The organism is Sphingomonas sp. Y38-1Y, from assembly GCF_032391395.1.
Taxonomy (GTDB): Bacteria; Pseudomonadota; Alphaproteobacteria; order Sphingomonadales; family Sphingomonadaceae; genus Sphingomonas.
Genome location: NZ_CP135916.1, coordinates 201,338 through 219,245, shown reverse-complemented (window position 1 = coordinate 219,245; position 17,908 = coordinate 201,338). Strand labels below are relative to the sequence as shown.

General features: G+C 70.4%; 13 protein-coding genes. 10 read left to right on the top strand and 3 right to left on the bottom strand.

Annotated elements, in window-relative coordinates:
- Positions 1 to 77 precede the first annotated feature (77 nt).
- From RS883_RS00925 to RS883_RS00885, 9 genes are read left to right on the top strand one after another with little or no spacing between them, the layout of a single operon-like run.
- Positions 78 to 2,075 carry a serine hydrolase domain-containing protein gene (locus tag RS883_RS00925; protein WP_315761771.1) on the top strand — a complete coding sequence of 666 codons (1,998 nt, stop codon included), beginning with the start codon at positions 78 to 80 and terminating at the stop codon, positions 2,073 to 2,075.
- Positions 2,075 to 3,061 (top strand): dipeptide epimerase, encoded by a 987-nt coding sequence (locus RS883_RS00920; RefSeq protein ID WP_315761769.1) that lies wholly within the window; start codon positions 2,075 to 2,077, stop codon positions 3,059 to 3,061. The genes RS883_RS00925 and RS883_RS00920 overlap by 1 nt, the downstream gene beginning before the upstream one ends.
- Positions 3,058 to 4,377, top strand: a complete 1,320-nt coding sequence (locus RS883_RS00915) for a peptide MFS transporter (RefSeq protein ID WP_315761767.1) — start codon at positions 3,058 to 3,060, stop codon at positions 4,375 to 4,377. Before RS883_RS00920 ends, RS883_RS00915 begins: the two co-directional genes overlap by 4 nt.
- A gap of 16 nt (positions 4,378 to 4,393) precedes the next feature.
- The gene (locus RS883_RS00910) at positions 4,394 to 6,685 is read left to right on the top strand and encodes a TonB-dependent receptor (RefSeq protein WP_315761765.1); all 2,292 of its coding nucleotides are present in this window, start codon (positions 4,394 to 4,396) and stop codon (positions 6,683 to 6,685) included.
- Positions 6,685 to 7,725, top strand: coding sequence for a DUF1611 domain-containing protein (locus tag RS883_RS00905; RefSeq protein WP_315761763.1), 1,041 nt, complete (start codon positions 6,685 to 6,687; stop codon positions 7,723 to 7,725). Before RS883_RS00910 ends, RS883_RS00905 begins: the two co-directional genes overlap by 1 nt.
- Positions 7,722 to 9,290: a serine hydrolase gene (locus RS883_RS00900; protein WP_315761761.1), complete on the top strand. Its 1,569-nt coding sequence runs from the start codon at positions 7,722 to 7,724 to the stop codon at positions 9,288 to 9,290. Before RS883_RS00905 ends, RS883_RS00900 begins: the two co-directional genes overlap by 4 nt.
- Entirely contained in the window at positions 9,287 to 10,408 is a 1,122-nt protein-coding gene (locus tag RS883_RS00895; RefSeq protein WP_315761758.1) for a dipeptidase, read from the top strand. Before RS883_RS00900 ends, RS883_RS00895 begins: the two co-directional genes overlap by 4 nt.
- Entirely contained in the window at positions 10,405 to 11,955 is a 1,551-nt protein-coding gene (locus RS883_RS00890; protein WP_315761756.1) for a serine hydrolase domain-containing protein, read from the top strand. Before RS883_RS00895 ends, RS883_RS00890 begins: the two co-directional genes overlap by 4 nt.
- Positions 11,952 to 13,226 (top strand): MFS transporter, encoded by a 1,275-nt coding sequence (locus RS883_RS00885; protein ID WP_315761754.1) that lies wholly within the window; start codon positions 11,952 to 11,954, stop codon positions 13,224 to 13,226. The genes RS883_RS00890 and RS883_RS00885 overlap by 4 nt, the downstream gene beginning before the upstream one ends.
- Here the strand turns inward: RS883_RS00885 and RS883_RS00880 are convergent.
- A complete protein-coding gene (locus tag RS883_RS00880; RefSeq protein ID WP_315761752.1) occupies positions 13,212 to 14,579 on the bottom strand; it encodes an MmgE/PrpD family protein in 1,368 nt (455 codons plus the stop codon). The two genes, RS883_RS00885 and RS883_RS00880, sit on opposite strands and share 15 nt — an antisense overlap.
- Before the next feature lie 64 nt (positions 14,580 to 14,643).
- On the opposite strand from RS883_RS00880, the gene RS883_RS00875 reads away from it, so the two are divergent.
- Positions 14,644 to 15,915 carry an alpha/beta hydrolase gene (locus tag RS883_RS00875; RefSeq protein WP_315761750.1) on the top strand — a complete coding sequence of 424 codons (1,272 nt, stop codon included), beginning with the start codon at positions 14,644 to 14,646 and terminating at the stop codon, positions 15,913 to 15,915.
- On the opposite strand, the gene RS883_RS00870 is transcribed toward RS883_RS00875, so the two are convergent.
- A complete protein-coding gene (locus RS883_RS00870) occupies positions 15,912 to 16,823 on the bottom strand; it encodes a hypothetical protein (RefSeq protein ID WP_315761749.1) in 912 nt (303 codons plus the stop codon). The genes RS883_RS00875 and RS883_RS00870 overlap by 4 nt on opposite strands.
- A gap of 60 nt (positions 16,824 to 16,883) precedes the next feature.
- Entirely contained in the window at positions 16,884 to 17,876 is a 993-nt protein-coding gene (locus RS883_RS00865) for a LacI family DNA-binding transcriptional regulator (protein WP_315761747.1), read from the bottom strand.
- Positions 17,877 to 17,908: the final 32 nt, after the last annotated feature.

The window sequence follows — 17,908 nt, the reverse complement described above, 5'->3', positions numbered from 1 at the left end:
ACATTGGCGCGATCGGAATAACTATTGTCCAGATTAGCCGGGCACGAACCCGGGAGCAACCAGGGCAGGAGCGGACCATGGCGTTGAAGGCTTGGATGGCAGCGGCATTGGCGCTGGTGGGCGTCGGCGCCAGTGCGCAGCAGGCGCGGATGCAGCCGCCGCTGTCGCCCCCCGTCGCGGCGGCGCCCGCGACACCGCCGGTCAGCGGACCGGTTCATGCGCTGACCGAACCCGACGTCTCCGCCTGGCTCGACGGCTACATGCCCTATGCGCTTCACTCCGGCGACATGGTGGGCGCGGTGGTGATGGTGGTCCAGGGTGGGCGGATCGTCGCGGCCAAGGGCTATGGCTATGCCGATCCGGCCACGCGGCGACCGGTCGATCCCGCGCGCACGCTGTTCCGCCCCGGTTCAGTGTCGAAGCTCGTCACCTGGACCGCGGTCATGCAACAGGTCGAGGCGGGACGCATCGACCTCGACGCCGACATCAATACCTATCTCGACTTCCGCATTCCGCCGCGTGCGGACGGGCCGGTGACGATGCGCCACCTGATGACGCACACGGGCGGGTTCGAGGAAGCGGTCAAGGATCTCATCACCGACGATCCCGCCAACAACATGCCCGTCGAGGCGTATTTGAAGCGCTGGGTGCCGCGCCGCATCTTCAAGGCGGGGACGACGCCCGCCTATTCGAACTGGGGCACGACGCTGGCGGGCTATATCGTCCAGCGCGTCGCGAAGATGCCGTTCGATGATTATGTCGAGCAGCGCGTGTTCGCGCCCATCGGCATGTCGACGGCAAGCTTCCGCCAGCCGCTGCCCGCGAAGCTGCGCCCGTTGATGGCGACGGGCGTGCCGCTCGCCTCGGGCAAGCCGATCCCGTTTGAGATCGTCGTGCCTGCGCCGGCGGGGTCGCTCAGCGCATCCGGCCTCGACATGGCGAAGTTCATGGCCGCGCACCTGATGAACGGGCGCGGGCTGATGCGGCCGGAGACGGCGGCGATGATGCACGACAGTCCGCTCGGTCGGGTGGATCCCAAGTCGCTGATCCCGCCGCTCAACCGCATGGAGCTCGGCTTCTTTGAGACGAACGTGAACGGGCGCGAAGTCACCGCGCATCTGGGCGATCTCCAGGCGTTCCATGCGGCCCTGCACCTGTTCCGGCGCGAGGGCGTCGGCCTGTACGTCGCGTTCAACAGCAGCGGCCGCGACGGCGCGGCGCAGCGCATCCGCGGCGAGCTGTTCCGCGACTTTGCCGACCGCTACTTTCCCGATGCGACCCGCGACGGTCAGGTCGACAAGGCGACCGCGGCGCAGCACGCCAGGATGATGGTCGGCCTGTGGCAGAACAGCCGCCGGTCCGAATCGAACTTCGTCGCGATCCTCAATCCGTTCGGCCAGACCGAGATCGGCCTGGACGACGAAGGCGGGCTGTCGATCCCTTCGCTCACCGGCCCCGGCGGCGCGGCGCGCAAATGGGTGGAGATCGCCCCCTTCGTCTGGCGCGACCGCGGCGGTGAGGACCGGCTGGCGGCGCAGGTGGTGGACGGCCGTGTCGTGCGCTGGAGCTTCGACATGGTCTCGCCCTTCATGGTGTTCGACCGCGTGCCGGGATCGCAATCGGCGGGGTGGCTGCTCCCGGCGCTCTATGCCAGCCTGGGCGTCATCCTCCTGACCGCGCTCGCCTGGCCGGTCGGCTGGTTCAATCGCCGCCGCTATGCCGCCCAGCATCCGCTGACCGGTACCGCCCGCCGCGCGGATCGCGCCGCCCGGATCATGGCCTGGGCCGAGGTGATCGCGATCGGTCTGTGGGTTGGCATCGTCGTCACCATGTTCTCGAAGCTCGAATTGCTCAGCGTCGATACCGAGTGGCTGTTGTGGCTGCTCAAGGCGGTCGGCGCGGTGGTGTTCGTAGGCACGGTCGCCATCGCCGGGTGGAACGCGTGGGTCACCTGGCGCGGTGGCGGGCGGCGCTGGATGGGCAAGCTCTGGAACACGCTGTTCCTGCTCGCGGCGTTGGTCATCCTCTACACCGCCGTCACCTTCAACCTGCTCGCGCTGTCGGTCGGTTACTGATGTCGACGCTCGCTTACGAAACCAGGACGCTGCGCCTGGCCGAGCCGTTCGCAATCTCGGGCTATGTGTTCGAGACCGCCGAGGTGCTGGTCGTCACGCTGACCGATGGCGAGCATCGCGGGCGCGGCGAGGCGGCGGGCGTCTATTATCTGGGCGACGACCTCGCGCACATGCAGGCGGCGATCGAAGGCGCGCGGGACGCGATCGAGGCGGGGCCGACCCGCGAAGCCTTGCGGTCGATCCTGCCGCCGGGCGGCGCCCGCAACGCCGTCGACGCGGCGCTGTGGGAGCTGGAGGCATCCCGCGCGGGTCGGCCCGTCTGGCAGCTCGCCGGCGTTCCCGCCCCGCACCCAATCCGCACCACCTTCACCGTCAGTGCCGACAGCCCGGAGAAGATGGCCGATCGTGCGCGCGGCTATCGCGAGGCGCTGTCGATCAAGGTCAAGCTGACCGGCGACCTCGCCCTCGACCTCGACCGCGTCGCCGCGATCCGCGCCGCGCGGCCCAAGGTGTGGCTGGGCGTCGACGGCAACCAGGGATTCGCGCGCGCCGACTTGGACGCGCTGGTCGAGGGACTCCAGGCACATGACGTCGCCCTCCTCGAACAGCCATTGGCGCGCGGGCAGGAGGCGCTGCTCGACGGCTTCGCTTCGCCGATCCCGATCGCGGGCGACGAGAGCGTGCTGAGCCTTGCCGATGTCGCGGCGTCGGTCGGCCGCTTCGACGTCGTCAACATCAAGCTCGACAAGTGCGGCGGCCTGACCGAGGGGCTGTTGATGGCGGCGGAGGCGCGCCGCCTGGGCCTGGGCGTCATGGTCGGCACGATGATCGGGTCCAGCCTGGCGACCGCGCCGGGCTTCGTCCTTGGCCAGCTTGCCGATCTCGTCGATCTCGACGGGCCCACCTTCCTCGCCGACGATCCGGCGCCGACCGTCACCTATCGCGGCGGGATGCTGTTCGCCGGCCCGGAGGTCTGGGGCGCATGACCGCGGCCCGGCCCGAGCGCACCTGGTTCGGCCAGCCGCGCGGGCTGACGATCCTGTTCCTCACCAACATGTGGGAGCAGTTCTCCTACTACGGGATGCGCGCGCTCCTGGTCTATTACATGACCAAGGAGCTGCTGCTCGATCAGCAATGGTCGTCGATCGTCTATGGCACCTATACCGCCTGCGCCTATTTCACGCCGATCCTGGGCGGGGTGATCGCCGACCGGCTGCTGGGGCGGCGGCTGGCGATCGTGATCGGCGGGTCGATCATGGCGGCGGGCCATTTCATGATGGCGTTCGAGCCGCTGCTCTATGCCGCGCTCGCCACCATCGCGCTCGGCAACGGGCTGTTCCTGCCCAGCCTGCCCAGCCAGATCGACAGCCTCTATACCGCCGACGATCCGCGGCGCGGCTGGGCGTACAATGTCTATTATGTCGGCGTGAACCTGGGCGGGTTCCTCGCGCCGATCATCTGCGGGACGCTGGGCGAGACGCTCGGCTGGCATTGGGGGTTCGGCGCAGCGGGGATCGGCATGGCGCTGGGCCTCTGCATCTATGTCTGGGGTCAGCGCTACCTCCCGCCCGAGCCGCCGCGGCGGCGCGACCCGGCGGCGCCCAGGGGCGCGTTCGACTGGCGGATGGTCGCCGCGCTCGTCGCGGTGGCGGGCGCGGTGACCGTGTTCCGCGGGGCATATGAGCAGGTCGGCAATACCGTCGCGCTCTGGACCGACAGCGGCGTCGACCGGCGCGCGGGCGGCTGGACGATCCCGATGACGTGGTTCCAGTCGCTCAATCCGCTGTTCGTGATGCTGTTCACCCCGCCGCTGCTTGCCTGGTGGGCGCGGCGTGCCGAGCGCGGGATCGTCCAGTCCTCGGCCCGCCGCATGGCGACCGGTGCGCTGATCGTCGCCGGGTCGTTCGCGCTGCTCGCCTTCGCCTCGGCGACGGCGGGCGGCGCGGCGGCGTGGCCGTGGCTGGCGCTGTTCTTTGCGGTGCTGACGCTGGGCGAGCTCTTCATCCTCCCCGTGGGCCTAGGCCTGTTCGCGCGCCTCGCGCCCGAGGGTTACGGCGCGACGACGGTGGCGGCGTGGTTCCTCGCGATCTTCACCGGCAGCCTGGCGGCCGGGTTCGTCGGCACGCTGTGGAGCAGCACGACGCCGACCGCCTATTTCCTGATGCTAGCCGGCGTCGCCGCGACGGCGGCGGTGCTGCTGCGCGCCATCGATGGCTTCGTCACCAGCGTGGAGATGCGCGGCGCGAACAAAGCCGTTGACACTTCTCCGATCGGAACAATAGTCTCCGATCAGAAAATCTGAGCTTCGGGAGGGTAGGATGGCAAGCAGGACGGCTTTGCTCATTTCGGCGGCGATCATGGGGTTGGTGGCCGCCACACCGGCGGCGGCACAGGACGCGGCGACGGGCACCAACCCGGCTCGCAATGCGGAGCCCAGCGGCAATCCGCGTGAGGGCGAGGACATCGTCGTCACCGCTCAGAAGCGCGAGCAGGCGCTGATCGACGTGCCGCAATCGGTCTCGGTCGTCTCGGGGGAGACGCTGGAGCGCCAGTCGGTCAACAACATCGCCGATTATCTCAACAACGTGCCGAGCCTTCAGCTCGTCCAGGCGACGCCGGGGCAGGGGCGGCTCGTCCTGCGCGGCGTCAACACCGGCGGCGTCGCCTCGACCGTCGCGGTCTATCTGGACGAGACGCCGTTCGGGTCGAGCAGCGGCCTCGCCAACGGCGCGGCGCTCGCGGGCGACTTCGACGCGTTCGACATTGCCCGGGTCGAGGTGCTGCGCGGGCCGCAGGGCACGCTCTATGGCGCCAGCTCGCTCGGCGGGCTCGTCAAATACGTCACCAACGCGCCCGACCCGACCCGCTTCGAGGCGCGGGCGCGGGGCGCGGTCGAGACCACTGATGGGGGCGACGTTTCCTATCAGGGCAATCTCGTCATCAACCTGCCGCTGGCCGAGAACCTCGCCTTCCGCGCGTCGGGCACCTTCCGCCATCAGGGCGGCTTCATCGACTCGGTCGGCACCGGCGGGTCGGATCGCGAGGAGAACATCAACGATTTCGACAGCTATGGCGGCCGCGCCTCGCTCCTCTGGACGCCGACCGACCGCCTGTCGATTCGCGCCAGCGCGCTCCTCCAGAACATCGAGGTGGATGCACCGACCGTGGTCGAGGCCGATCCGGTCAGCCTCAAGCCGCTTTATGGCGGCCTTACCTTCTCGCAATTCGTGCCGTCGTACAGCGACGTGGCGTATCGCCTCTACAACCTGCTCATCGACTATGACCTGGGCTTCGGCACGCTGACCTCGTCGACCAGCCGCAGCACCCAGTGGCAGCGGCGGCGCGACGACCAGAGCGTGTTCATCAACAACGTCGTCGACGCGTTCGGCCCGATCTTCGGCCTGCCGCCGCTCGATGCCGATGCGCAGCTTGCGCAGATTACCAACAATCGCAAATGGACGCAGGAACTCCGCCTGGCGAGCGCGGGCGGCGGCGTGTTCGACTGGTTGGTCGGCGGCTATTACACCAACGAAAAGGCGTTGATCGACCAGTTGATCGACGCGGTCGATCCCGACACGCTGGCGATCGTCCCCTATATCCCGCAGTTCGGCGGGCTGGGCGGCGCGCAGACCGCCTCCACCTATGAGGAATATGCCGCCTTCGCCAATGCGACGCTGCGGCTCGGACGGCTCGAGATCGACTTGGGCGGGCGGTGGAGCCACAACGACCAGACCTCGCTCAACACCGGCACCGGCCTGCTCGGCGCCACCGACCCCTATGAGGGGCGCTCGTCCGACGACGTCTTCACCTGGTCGGTCGCGCCCAAGCTCAAGCTGGGGGAAAGCGCCAACCTCTATGCGCGCGTCGCCAAGGGCTATCGCCCCGGCGGTCCCAACGTCGTGCCGCCGACCGCGCCCGACAATTTCCCCGCGACCTTCGGCCCCGACGAGGTGACGAGCTACGAGATCGGCTTCAAGGGCGAGACCGCTGACCGTACCTTCGGGATCGAGGCGGCGATCTATCACATCGACTGGAGCGACATTCAGCTCCTGTCGGTGGTCGGCGGCTTCGGCGCGAACGTCAACGGCGCGTCGGCCGACATCGACGGCGCGGAGTTCAACGCGACGATCCGTCCAATCCACGGCTTCGTCACGACGATCAACGGCACCTATACGCGCGCCGTGCTTGCCGAGGACACCGACCCGCTGCTCGTCGGCGGGGTCAAGGGCGATCGCCTGCCCTTCACGCCCGAGTTCAGCTTCGGCGTGAACTCGGATTACGAATGGGCGCTGGGTGGCGACATGCGCGCGTCGATCGGCGGCAGCCTGCGTTCGGTATCCGGACAGGTCGGCAGCTTCGACGTGCCCTATCTCTCGACCTTCGGTCGCTTCGCGCGGATCCCCGCCTATGAAGTCGTCGACCTGCGTGCGGGCATCGATTTCGGGCGTTTCGAGCTTCAGGCCTATGTCCGCAATCTGGGCAATGCGCGCGGCATCACCTCGGTGCTCGCGCAGACGGGTAGCGGCGTGTTCAATTATCCGGGTGGCGCGATCGGGACGGGGATCATTCGGCCGCGGACCTTCGGCCTCAGCCTGACCGCGGGCTTCTGATGGCGAGCGCCCCATCGGCGGCGCCGCCGGGCCTGTCGCTGCCGCCGCGTTATCTCGTCTTCCTGGGTGACGTGACCGAGCCCGGCTATGCCAAGACCGCGTTCGGCCTGCGCGACTGGGCGCCCGAGCGCTGCGTCGGCGAAGTGGCGCTGCCGCAGGCGACGGTGACCACCGGCCTGCCGCGCGTGGGCGTCGGCGAGGCGGCGGCGCTGGGCGCGCGCGGCCTCGTCATCGGCATCGCCAATCGCGGCGGCGTGATCCCCGATGCGTGGGTCGCGGTGCTTCAGGAGGCTCTGCGCAGCGGCCTCGACCTCGTGTCGGGGATGCACTCCAGGCTCGCCGATCTGCCGGGGCTTGCCGAACTCGCCGCGGAGCACGGTCGGCGGCTGATCGACGTGCGCGTGCCGCCCACCGATCTGCCCGTCGCGAGCGGGCGCAAGCGGACGGGCAAGCGCATCCTGACCGTCGGCACCGATTGCGCGCTGGGTAAGAAATACACCGCGCTGTCGATCGCGCGCGGGCTGTCGGCACGCGGGATCGACGCGACCTTCCGCGCGAGCGGGCAGACGGGGATCATGATCGCCGGCAGCGGCATTCCAATCGATGCCGTGGTCGCCGACTTCATCGCCGGCGCCGCCGAATGCCTCAGTCCCGATGCCGCCCCCGACCATGTCGACGTGATCGAGGGGCAGGGATCGCTGTTCCACCCCGCCTATGGCGCGGTGTCGCTAGGGCTGCTCCAGGGCAGCCAGCCCGACGCGTTTGTCGTCTGTCACGCCCCCGGCCGCAGCGAGATCCTCGGTCACCCGGGCCAGCCGGTCCCGTCGGTCGAAGACGTGATCGCCCAGACGATCGCGCTCGGCCGCGTCACCAACCCGGCGATCTGCTGCGCCGGGATCAGCCTCAACACCGCCGGGCTCGATGATGCCGCTGCGGCCGAGGCGATCGAGACGGTTGCGGCGCGCACCGGCCTGCCCGCCGCCGACCCGATCCGCGGCGGTGCGCCGTTCGATCGGCTGCTGGACGCCTGCGCCCGGTGAAGCGGCTGATTGCCCTTGTCGCGCTGCTGGTCGCCGTACCCGCCGCCGCCGAGCCGCCGCGCGGCTTCGCGGCGCGGGTCGAGACGCTGCGGCGCGAGGCGGGGGTGCCCGGCATCGCCATTGCGATCGTCGAGAAGGGACGCACGACGCTCAGCCGCGGCTGGGGTACCCGGCGGCTGGGCGGCGCCGAGCCCGTCGACGCCGACACGCTGTTCGCGACGGGCTCCACCGGCAAGGCGTTCACCACCGCCGCGCTGGCGACATTGGTCGATGCGGGAAAGATCGGCTGGGACGATCCGGTTATCGACCACCTCCCCTGGTTCCGCATGTACGACCCGTGGGTCACGCGCGAGATCACCGTCCGCGACCTCCTCGTCCACCGGAGCGGCCTCGGCCTGGGGCAAGGCGACCTCCTGTTCGTGCCGCGCAGCAACCTGTCGCGCGCGGAGGCGGTGCGGCGGCTACGCTTCCTCAAGCCCAAGACCAGTTTCCGCAGCGGCTATGCCTATGACAACGTCCTCTACATGGTCGCTGGCCAGCTGATCGAGGAAGTGACGGGCGAGCGCTGGGAGGATTATGTCGCGCGCCTTCTGCTCGCACCCGCGGGGATGGCGGCGACGACGACCGACGCCGCGCCGCGCTTCGCCGCTGCCAATCGCGCGATGCCGCACGCGCGGCTGGACGGCGGGCTGCGCGGGGCGGGAACGCAGCTGCTGCTCGACGAGCGCGACGAACTCGCGCGCAGCGCCGCGCCCGCCGGCGGCATGGCGTCGAGCGCCAACGACCTCGCCCGCTGGCTGTCGATCCAGCTTGCCCATGGCGCGATGCCCAACGGCCAGCGCTTGTGGAGCGAGGCGGCGCATGCCGAGCTCTGGCGCCCGCACGTGATCCAGCCGGTCGATCCGCTGCCGCCCGCGCTCGCACCGGTGCAGCCCGCGACCTCGCTCTACGCGCTCGGCTGGGACGTCGAGGAGTATCGCGGCACGCAGATCGTCTGGCACGGCGGCGCGGTGTTCGGGTTCAAGGCGGCGGTGGTGCTGGTACCCGGCCGCGACATCGGCTTCGCGATCCTCATCAACAGCGAGGACGGCGAGCTGGTCCGCGGACTGATGCACGAGTTGCTCGACCATTATCTCGGCCTGCCGCGCGGCGACTGGCCGGCGAAATGGCGCGCCTACAAGCAGCAGGGCATCGCCGACGCGCTGAAGGCCCTGGCCGATGCCAAGCCCGCGGCGACGGCCAAGGCCGGCCCGTCGCTGCCGTTGCCGCGCTATGCCGGCACCTATGCAGATCCCTGGTATGGCGACATCGTCATAGGCGCGGGTTCGGCTGGGCTCACCATCGACTTTCGATCGACGCCGCGCATGGCGGGGCGGCTGGAGCATCATGGCTATGACAGCTTCGTCACCCGCTTCGACGATCCGGCGATCGAGCCCGCGATCGTCACCTTCGCGCTGGATGCGGAGGGCAAGGTCGATCGGGTGACGATGAAGCCCCTGTCGCCGATCGCCGATTTCAGCTGGGACTATCAGGATCTTCTCTTCACGCCCAAGGCGGCGAAATGAACGACCTGCACCGCCGCCTGCTGACGCTCGACGCGCATCTCGACGTTCCCGTCCATTTCGGGCGCGCCGGATGGCGGTTCGGCGATCGCCACGCGCTCGCCGACGATGTCGCGCAGGTCGACCTGCCGCGGATGGAGGACGGCAATCTCACCGGCGGGTTCTTCGTCACCTATACCGAGCAGGGCGCGCTCGACGCCGCCGGCTATGCGACCGCGCTGGCGGCGGCGTGGCGGCGGTCGGATCAGATCGACAGGATGCTCGCCGCCTATCCCGATCGCATCGGCCTGGCGCTGACCGCCGACGATGCGCGGCGTCTGCACGCCGAGGGACGATGCGTCGTCTTCAAGAGCATCGAGAACAGCTACTTCATGGGCGACGACCCCGCCGGTCACCTCGCCGAGTTCCACGCGCGCGGCGTGCGGATGGCAGGGCCGGTGCATGCGCGCACCAATCAGCTCGCCGACTCTTCGACCGACGCGGCGATGTGGCACGGCCTGAGCCCCGCCGGCCGCGACTGGCTGCGCGCCGCCAACGAACTCGGCATCGTCGTCGACGCCAGCCACGCCGCCGACAGCGTGTTCGACCAGCTGATCGCCGAGTCCGCCGCGCCGATCGCACTGTCGCATTCGGGATCGCGCACGGTCCACGACCATCCGCGCAACATCGACGATGGCCGCTTGCGCGCGCTCGCGGCGCAGGGCGGCGTCGTCTGCTTAGCGACGATCTTCCTGTCCGAGATGCGGATGACCGCCGATCGTGCGCGCCTGTTCGGACTGCACGGCCGCATCTACGATCTCGACCCCGCGGCGCAGGCGGCGCTCGCGCGCGACTGGATCGCGCTGGACGCGGCCGAGCCGATGTGGACTGCAACCCTCGACCGCTTTGTCGAGGGGTTGGCGCACGTCATCGACGTCGCGGGGATCGACCATGTCGGCATCGGTGCGGACTGGGACGGCGGTGGCGGCTTTCCCGGCATGGACGACATCACGGTGCTGCCCGCGGTCACCGACCGGCTGGCAGCGCGCGGCCTGACCGAAGCCGATCTCGAAAAGCTGTGGAGCGGCAATCTGCTCCGCGTGGTCGAGGCGGCGCGCGCGGCGGGCAAGGAGCAAGCATGACCGACATCACCATCGACACCGCCGCGCTCGACGCGCTGCTCAGGCCCTATGACCGCACCGACGCGCCCGGCTTCGCCGTCGGCGTCGCGCATCGTGGTCGGCCCGCCTATCGCCGCGGCGTCGGCTTGGCGAGCGTCGAGCTGCCCGTGGCGCTTTCGCCCACGATCCGGATGCGGATCGGGTCGACCAGCAAGCATTTCACCGTGCTCGCGGTCATGCTGCTGGCGGAAGAAGGACGGCTGTCGATCGACGACACGCCGCGCCGCCACCTGCCCGAGCTGCCCGGCTGGGCCGACCGCATCACCATCCGCCAGCTGATGGCGCACACCAGCGGGATGCGCGACAGCCTCGACCTCATCCTTCACGCCGCCGGCCCCGGCGTGGCGGCCGAGCCCGATTATCAGTTCCGCCTGCTCGCCGCGCTGGACGACGTCAATTTCGAGCCCGGCGCGACGTGGAGCTACAATAATGGCGGCTATGTCCTGCTCGCGGAGATCGCCGCGCGGGTGAGCGGCACGGCGTTCGCCGACCTGCTGCGCGAGCGCATCTTCGCGCCGATCGGCATGAACGACACGCTGCTGCGCGCACTCGACACCGATCTCGTCCCCAACAGCGCCACGCTCCACGTTCCCGTGCCCGGCGGCGGGTGGCGGCGCGGCGTGTTCGGCGTGCCGATCGGCGGCGAGGGGGGCATCGTCTCGACCGTCGACGACATGCTCCGCTGGCTGGCGCACATGAGCGCGCCGCGCGTCGGTTCGGCCGAGACCTGGGCGACGATGCGGACGCCCGTCACGACGCATGGCTATGGCCTCGCGCTGACGACCGACACGCGGCGCGGGCTGACGACGCTGCACCATGCCGGCGCGGTGGTGGGTGGATCGTGCCAGATGATGAAGGTGCTTGATCACGAGCTCGACATCATCGTCATGAGCAACGGGATCGGCGGGCTCGACCTTCACCGCCTCGTCGACGACATCATCGACCGCTGCATCCCCGACCTGCCCCCGGTCGAGGCCGACCATCCGGCCGAGGTCGTCACCGGCATCTATTATTCGCGGGAAAGCGGCCGGCGGATCGCGCTGGAGGCGGTGGACGACAAACAGGCGATCCGCATCGACGGCATGACGCTCCCCGCGCGCCGCGATGCCGACGGGCGACTAAGCGTGCCGTTGGTCCCTACCGACATGCGCGTGACGCCCGAGTCAGGCGGCGGCGCGCTGACGCTCGCCGAATATGGCGCGAGCGAGCGATTGGTGCGGGTCGACGCGCCCGCCGAGCCCGACTGGGCCGCAATCACGGGCCGCTTCGTCAACGCATCGGCCGAGATGAGCGTCAGCGTCGAGCGCAGTGAAGAGGACGCCACGCTGCGCCTCGCCGGACCGCTGGGCGCGATGGACTACCGTCTTCGCGCGATCGGCTCGGATCTGTGGGAGGCCCGCGCGGCGGGCACGCTGTCGCTCGCGCTGCTGGTCGAGGTCGATGGCAAGGGGCTGCGCGTCACCACCGGCCGCACCCACCGCCTGCGTTTCGCTCGGGCGGCGGGATGACGACGGCGGGCTATCCCAGCCCCGGGCGCGCACTCGGCGGCATCCTGTTCCTCTCGCTCCTCGGCTTCGTTCTCACCACCGACATCACGCTGACCGCGCTCCTGTCGGAGCCGATGAAGCGCGACCTGGGCCTCAGCGATCTTCAGGTCGCGTTGCTTCAGGGCACCGCCTATGGCCTCGCGCTCGGCTTCGCGTCGCTGCCTGCTGGGCGGCTGATCGACCGCAGTTCGCGGCGGCGGCTGCTCGGCTTCGGGCTCGTCGCCTGGGCCGCCGCGCTGGTCGCCATCGGCGCGGCGCGCGACTTTCCGATGCTGATCGTCGGCAGGATGCTGCTCGGCCTCGTCGCCGCGCTCGTCGTGCCCGCGGCCTTCTCGATGGCGGCGGACCTTTACCCGCCGGAGCGGCGGTCGGTGTCGACCAGCCTGCTCGTCGTCGGCCAGGCGCTGGGGCAGGGGTGCGGCGTGCTCGCGGGCGGGCTCGCCTTCGACATGCTGACGCGGATGGCGGCGGCGGGGGAGATCGCCACGGCGCCGTGGCGCGTCCTCTATTTCGCCGCCGCGGTGATCGGCGCGATCCTGCTCGCGCTGCTGGCGCTGGTGCGTGAGCCCGCGCGCCAGGAGCGGCGCGAACTGGCGCCCGACCTGCGCGCTGCGGCGGGCGAGCTCTGGGCGTATCGCCGGTTCCTCGTGCCGCTGCTGCTCGGCCTCTTGTTCGCGCAGGTGACGATCCAGGCCGCGTCGATCTGGTCGAGCCCGCTGCTCATTCGCCGCGGCCTGACGCCCGGCGCGTTTGCCGGCTGGCTGGGTGCGATCCTGCTGGCGGGCGGCATCGCCGGGGCGCTGGCCGGCGGCTGGCTGGCGGAGCTCGGGAGACGGCGGAGCGGCCGGGGCGGGGTGCTGATCCCCGCGGCAGTGATGGCGCTGGCGGTCGCGCCGGCATCGCTGTTTCCGCTGGTCGGGCCGCTGACGGGCTTCGGCGCGCTGCTCGCGCTCCACATCTTTGCCGGGGCGGTGGTGGCGACGATCGGCGTGATCGCGGTGACGATGGTGATCCCCAACGAGATCCGCGGGCTGGCGCTGGGCGTCAACACCTTTGCCGCTGCGGTGTTCGGCGCCGCGGGCGCGCCCGCTATCGTCGCGCTGCTCAGCCGCGCGCTGGGGGGCGAGGCGATGCTGGCGAGTGCGTTTGCCGGCATCTGCGTTCCCGCCGCGATCGCATCGGCGCTCTGCCTGCTGATCGCCGCGCGCGCGGACGCCTCAGTCGAGGCTTAGCAGCGAAGCCGCAGGGACGGCCGGGTCGCCGCCCAGAAGGCGCCCGGCGAGCGCTTCGGCCACGTCGCCGTCGATCGCTCGGGCAGCGTGGCTGGCACAAGCGACGAACTTCGCCGTCAGCGCGGCATCGTCGATCGGCCGCTCGGGGCTGCCCATCGGGGTGGTGACCGCATGGTGGTGGCGCGTGCCGTCGTTCAGGACGATCGTCAGCGACCCGCTCGCCGCCTCGGCGCGCGTCCAGGCGGGATTGGCGCGCTCGATCACGCGGTCGGTGAGTGCCAGGACCTGCGCCTCCTGGCGTCGTGCGGGTGTGAAGCTGTCGAGGTCGACCTGCCCGTCGATCAGTGCGCGCGCGACGGTGTAGGGGATGCTGAACCGCGCATCGATCGCGCTTTGCGGGCGCGCCTTGCCGGGGCGGATCAGCATCGCCTGGATCGGGCCGGTCTCGGCCTCGATCGACGTGATGGCGGCAGGATCGACGCGATCCCGCAGCGCCAGTGCCGCCTCGATATAGGGGTGCGTGCCGCGACAGGCGGGCCAGGGCTTGAAGCTGACGCGCTCGCCCAGCCAGGTCTCGCCCATTCCGTCCCACAAGGCGGGCGTAGGCGGCCCGCCGGCATAGACGGCGAAGAAGCCGCCCGCCCCCTCCAGCGGCTGCGCAAAGGCGCGGGCACCGGCGCGGGCGAGCAAAGCCGCCTCCACCGCCGCGCGCGCCGCGAACCCCTCGCGCACGCCGCGCAGGGGAGAGGTGGGGTCGAGCTTGATCTCGGCGGGAAAGCTCGCCTGGAGGAGGGCGAGCCCCATCGCATCGCGGATGCCGTCGGCCGTCAAGCCGAGCAGCTTGGCACAGGCGGCCGCGGCGGCGATCGTGTTGACCAATGGCGGCGGATACCAGCCGCCTGCCTCATAGGGGCGCGGCGCCGCGATCGACAGGCGACAGGCAAGGTCGGCGCCCAGCGCCATCGCGGTCAGCAGCTCGCCCGTCGTGATCGCCGGATCGGCGTCGGCCAGCGCGAGCAGCGCCGGCACTGTCGCGGCATTGGGGTGCGCCGGCCCCGCATCGAAGGTGTCGCCGAAATCGAGCGCATGCGCGAGCGAGCCGTTGGCGAGCGCCGCCATCGCCGGGCTCGTCCGCGCGCCGCTGCCGAGCAGCCGGCACGGTCCCGGTGTCTCCGCCGCATGCGCCTGATAAGGCGCGACATCCTCCGCCAGCCCCGTTGCCGCGAGCATCACCCCGACCGCGTCGAGCAGCGCGCGGCGGGTCGCATGGACGGTCGTTGCGGGCAGCTCGGCAAAGGTCGTCCGCGCGAAATGTTGGGCGATATCGGCCGAAATGGTTTCGAGGCAAAACATTGTTGCAAACGCTTTCACACCCGCAATATGGCTAAGGCAAGCGAAAAGCGGGCGGAGGATGGTGATGACGGGACTGAAGCGTTTGCACCGGGCGACTGCGGCCCTGGCGCTCATCCTCGCCACCGCGGCACAGGCGCCGACCCCGCGCACCGCGACCGGCACGCTGCCCGGCGGCGCGCGCTGGATCGAACAGGTGCCGGCGGAATGGAACGGCACGCTGCTCCTCTACTCGCGCGGCTACAGCCCGCGCGCCGGCGATCCCGAGCCGGCGCCGCGCGGGACGGGCGACGCGCTGATGGCGCAGGGCTATGCCCTGCTTGCGTCGGATTATGGCAGCGGCGGCTGGGCGCTCGAACAGGCGGTGCCGGCACAGCGTGCGGCGCTCGCCGAATTCGCGAAGCGCCATGGCAAGCCGAAGCGCGTGATCGCCTGGGGCTATTCGATGGGCGGCCTCGTCACCACCGCGCTGGCCGAGGCGCCGGGGAGCGGGATCGATGGCGCCGCGCCGATGTGCGCGTCGATCGGTGGATCGCTCGGCATGATGAACATGGCGCTCGACGGCGCCTATGCCTTCCGCACCCTCGTCGCGCCCGATGCCGGCATCCGTCTGGTTCGGATCGACGACGACCGCGCCAACGGCAAGCGCGTTGCCGATGCGCTCGCGGCAGCGATCCGGACGCCGGAAGGTCGCGCGCGCGTGGCGCTGGCGGGCGTGCTCGCTGGCATTCCCGACTGGACCAGCGCCGGCGAGCCCGCACCCGCGCGCGGCGACGCCGATGCGGTGGCCGCCGAGATCGCCCGGGCGTTCGTCATGGGCGTGTACCTGCCGCGCACCGATCAGGAGGCGCGGGCGGGCGGCGTCTTCTCCTGGAACACCGGGGTCGACTATCGCGCGCAGCTCGCCCGATCCGGCCGGCGCGCGGCCGTCGCGGCGCTCTATGCCAGGGCAGGGCTGGACCTGGACGCCGATCTCGAGCGCCTGAACGCCGGCGAGCGGGTTGCCGCCGATCCGAGGGCGGTCTCCTACATGCGCGCGCATTATCAGCCGAACGCGCGGCCGCTCGTCCCGCTGCTCGCCGTGCAGACCGCGGGTGACGGCCTCACCGCGCCTGCGATGCAGCGCGGCTATGCCGAGGCGGCGCGCGGCGGCGTCCGCTCGATCTATGCGAACCGCGCGGGGCATTGCACTTTCTCGCCCGAGGAGGTGGTCGGCGCGATCCGCATGCTCGACCAGCGGATCGAGCGGGGTCGCTGGCCGGCGACTCCCGCGATCTTCCCGTCGCACCGCCCCGCGCCGATGCTGCGGCCGTGCGTGCGCGGCGGAACCTGTCGCTAAAAGCCCTTCTTCTCGAACCGCCATTTCGGATCGCGGCACAGCCCGCAATCCTTGCCGGTGAAGCGCGCCGCCGCCTTGCGGTCGCCGCGAAGCTGCCAGTTGAGCCAGTCGACCGAGAAGCGCGCGACATCGCCGCCATTGGCTTCGCGAAAGGTGCCGCCATGGCCGACATCGCCGTCGATCAGCGCGGCGGGGACATGCTCGATGCGGGCATAGTCGTCGGTGCCGTTGGGCCAGGCGACGTCGCCCTTTCCGCCCACCACATAGAGCACCGGCGTGTGCAGCGCGCGGAGCATCGACTTGTCGACCGTGATGCCGCGGATCGGGTTCGTTCCGTCGGTGAAGACGCCGCTGTTGTGGACGATCACCGTCCGCACACGCGGGTCGGCGCCGCCGATGATCGCCTGGAGCCCGCCGCAGCTATGCCCGGCGATCGCGACCTGCCTGGGGTTGATGCGCCCGCGATAGCGCGATCCGGCACGCGCATTCTCAGCGAGGGCCCAGGTGATGCCGGCGGTGACGTCCGCGGCGGACGTTTCCGCCTTGAGCTCGCGCGGGCCGGCGGGACGGGGCGGGGACGGCGGCGCGCCCGGACCGCTCAGCATTCGCCCCGGCGCGATCACCAGATAACCGTTCGAGGCGATCTGCGTCAGGTGCTGGCGGGCGCTCGCGCCATCCTCGCTGCACCCGCCATTGCCCCAGACGAGGATGCCGAGCTTGCGTCCTTTCAGCGCGCCAAGGTCGGCGGGGCGATAGACGACATGGTCGGGCAGCGTCGCGTCAACCTCCCGGATCGCGCGGTACGGCCCGGTGCCGCCGGTGTCGGGCAGCTCGACGCGCGGGCCGCCCTCCTGCGCCGCCGCGGGACTTGCCAGCAACAGCGCCAGCGCGATCGATCGACCCAACATGCTTCCTCCACCAATGTTATGGCGGAAAGCTATCTCGTCAGCCGACTGATGCAAGGGCTTTCATGCGCTTTCGCGAGCGATCACGCGAAAGCCGACATCGACGTGCCGCTCGATCGTCTGCCCAGTGGCGCGGGCGCGAAGCACGCGCATCACCTCGCGGGCGATCCTCGCGCCATCGACGTCGACCGAGGTGATGGTCGGGCGCATGTCGCCGGCCAGCCGGAGGTTGCCGAACCCCGTCACGGCCAGCCGATCGGGCACACGGATGCCCGCCGCCTGCGCCTCGACGATCAGCCCCTGCGCGATCCAGTCGGAGCCGCAGACCACCACGTCGGGCATCTCGGGCAGGTCCGACAGGGCGCGGAACGACAGCCGGCCCTGGCCGAAGTGACTGGGAACATTGACGCTCAGCCGCGTCGGTTCGGTCCCGCCGTCATGGATCCAGCGCGCCGCGAACCCGTCGGCTCGCCGCTCCGACCGCGTCGAACGCGGCACCACCAGATGCGGCCGGCGATAGCCGCGTCCGCGCAGGAAGCGCGCCAGCTCCTCGCCGACCGCGCGGTGCGAGAACCCGACCGCGATGTCGATCGGATCGGGCGGCAGGCCCCAGGTCTCGATCACCGTGATGCCCGAATCCTGCAATCGCGCACGCATTTGTGCATCGGAGACGATGCCGGTCAGGATGATCGCGTCGACGCGGCGGGCGAGCGCCATGTTGATCTCGCGCGTCAGCCGGTGATTGTCGGGGCCGGTCAGCGCCAGCATCACGCTGTTGCCGTCGCTCGACAGCTCGTCGATCATCGCCTCGACCGTGTCGTTGAAGATCGACTGGGCGATGTCGGGGACGAGCGCGGCGATCAGCCGGCTGCGGTTGCTCGCCAGCGTCGTCGCGGCGAGATTCTGGACATAGCCCGTCTCTTCAATGGCTTCGCGGATGCGCGCGCCCGTTGCCGCCGCGACCACCGCGGGGTTGTTGAGAAAGCGCGAGACGGTGGCGGCCGACACCCCCGCCTGCGCCGCCACGTCCTCCAGCCTCGGATTGCGTCCTGCCATCACCGATCCTTAGCGCGACACGGCGCCGACAT

Coding starts and splice junctions, on each gene's coding strand:
- RS883_RS00890 (WP_315761756.1), top strand. CDS start 10,405: ATGACCGACATCACCATCGACACCGCCGCGCTCGACGCGCTGCTCAGG.
- RS883_RS00865 (WP_315761747.1), bottom strand. CDS start 17,876: ATGGCAGGACGCAATCCGAGGCTGGAGGACGTGGCGGCGCAGGCGGGG.
- RS883_RS00880 (WP_315761752.1), bottom strand. CDS start 14,579: ATGTTTTGCCTCGAAACCATTTCGGCCGATATCGCCCAACATTTCGCG.
- RS883_RS00895 (WP_315761758.1), top strand. CDS start 9,287: ATGAACGACCTGCACCGCCGCCTGCTGACGCTCGACGCGCATCTCGAC.
- RS883_RS00915 (WP_315761767.1), top strand. CDS start 3,058: ATGACCGCGGCCCGGCCCGAGCGCACCTGGTTCGGCCAGCCGCGCGGG.
- RS883_RS00870 (WP_315761749.1), bottom strand. CDS start 16,823: ATGTTGGGTCGATCGATCGCGCTGGCGCTGTTGCTGGCAAGTCCCGCG.
- RS883_RS00875 (WP_315761750.1), top strand. CDS start 14,644: ATGACGGGACTGAAGCGTTTGCACCGGGCGACTGCGGCCCTGGCGCTC.
- RS883_RS00905 (WP_315761763.1), top strand. CDS start 6,685: ATGGCGAGCGCCCCATCGGCGGCGCCGCCGGGCCTGTCGCTGCCGCCG.
- RS883_RS00925 (WP_315761771.1), top strand. CDS start 78: ATGGCGTTGAAGGCTTGGATGGCAGCGGCATTGGCGCTGGTGGGCGTC.
- RS883_RS00920 (WP_315761769.1), top strand. CDS start 2,075: ATGTCGACGCTCGCTTACGAAACCAGGACGCTGCGCCTGGCCGAGCCG.
- RS883_RS00885 (WP_315761754.1), top strand. CDS start 11,952: ATGACGACGGCGGGCTATCCCAGCCCCGGGCGCGCACTCGGCGGCATC.
- RS883_RS00910 (WP_315761765.1), top strand. CDS start 4,394: ATGGCAAGCAGGACGGCTTTGCTCATTTCGGCGGCGATCATGGGGTTG.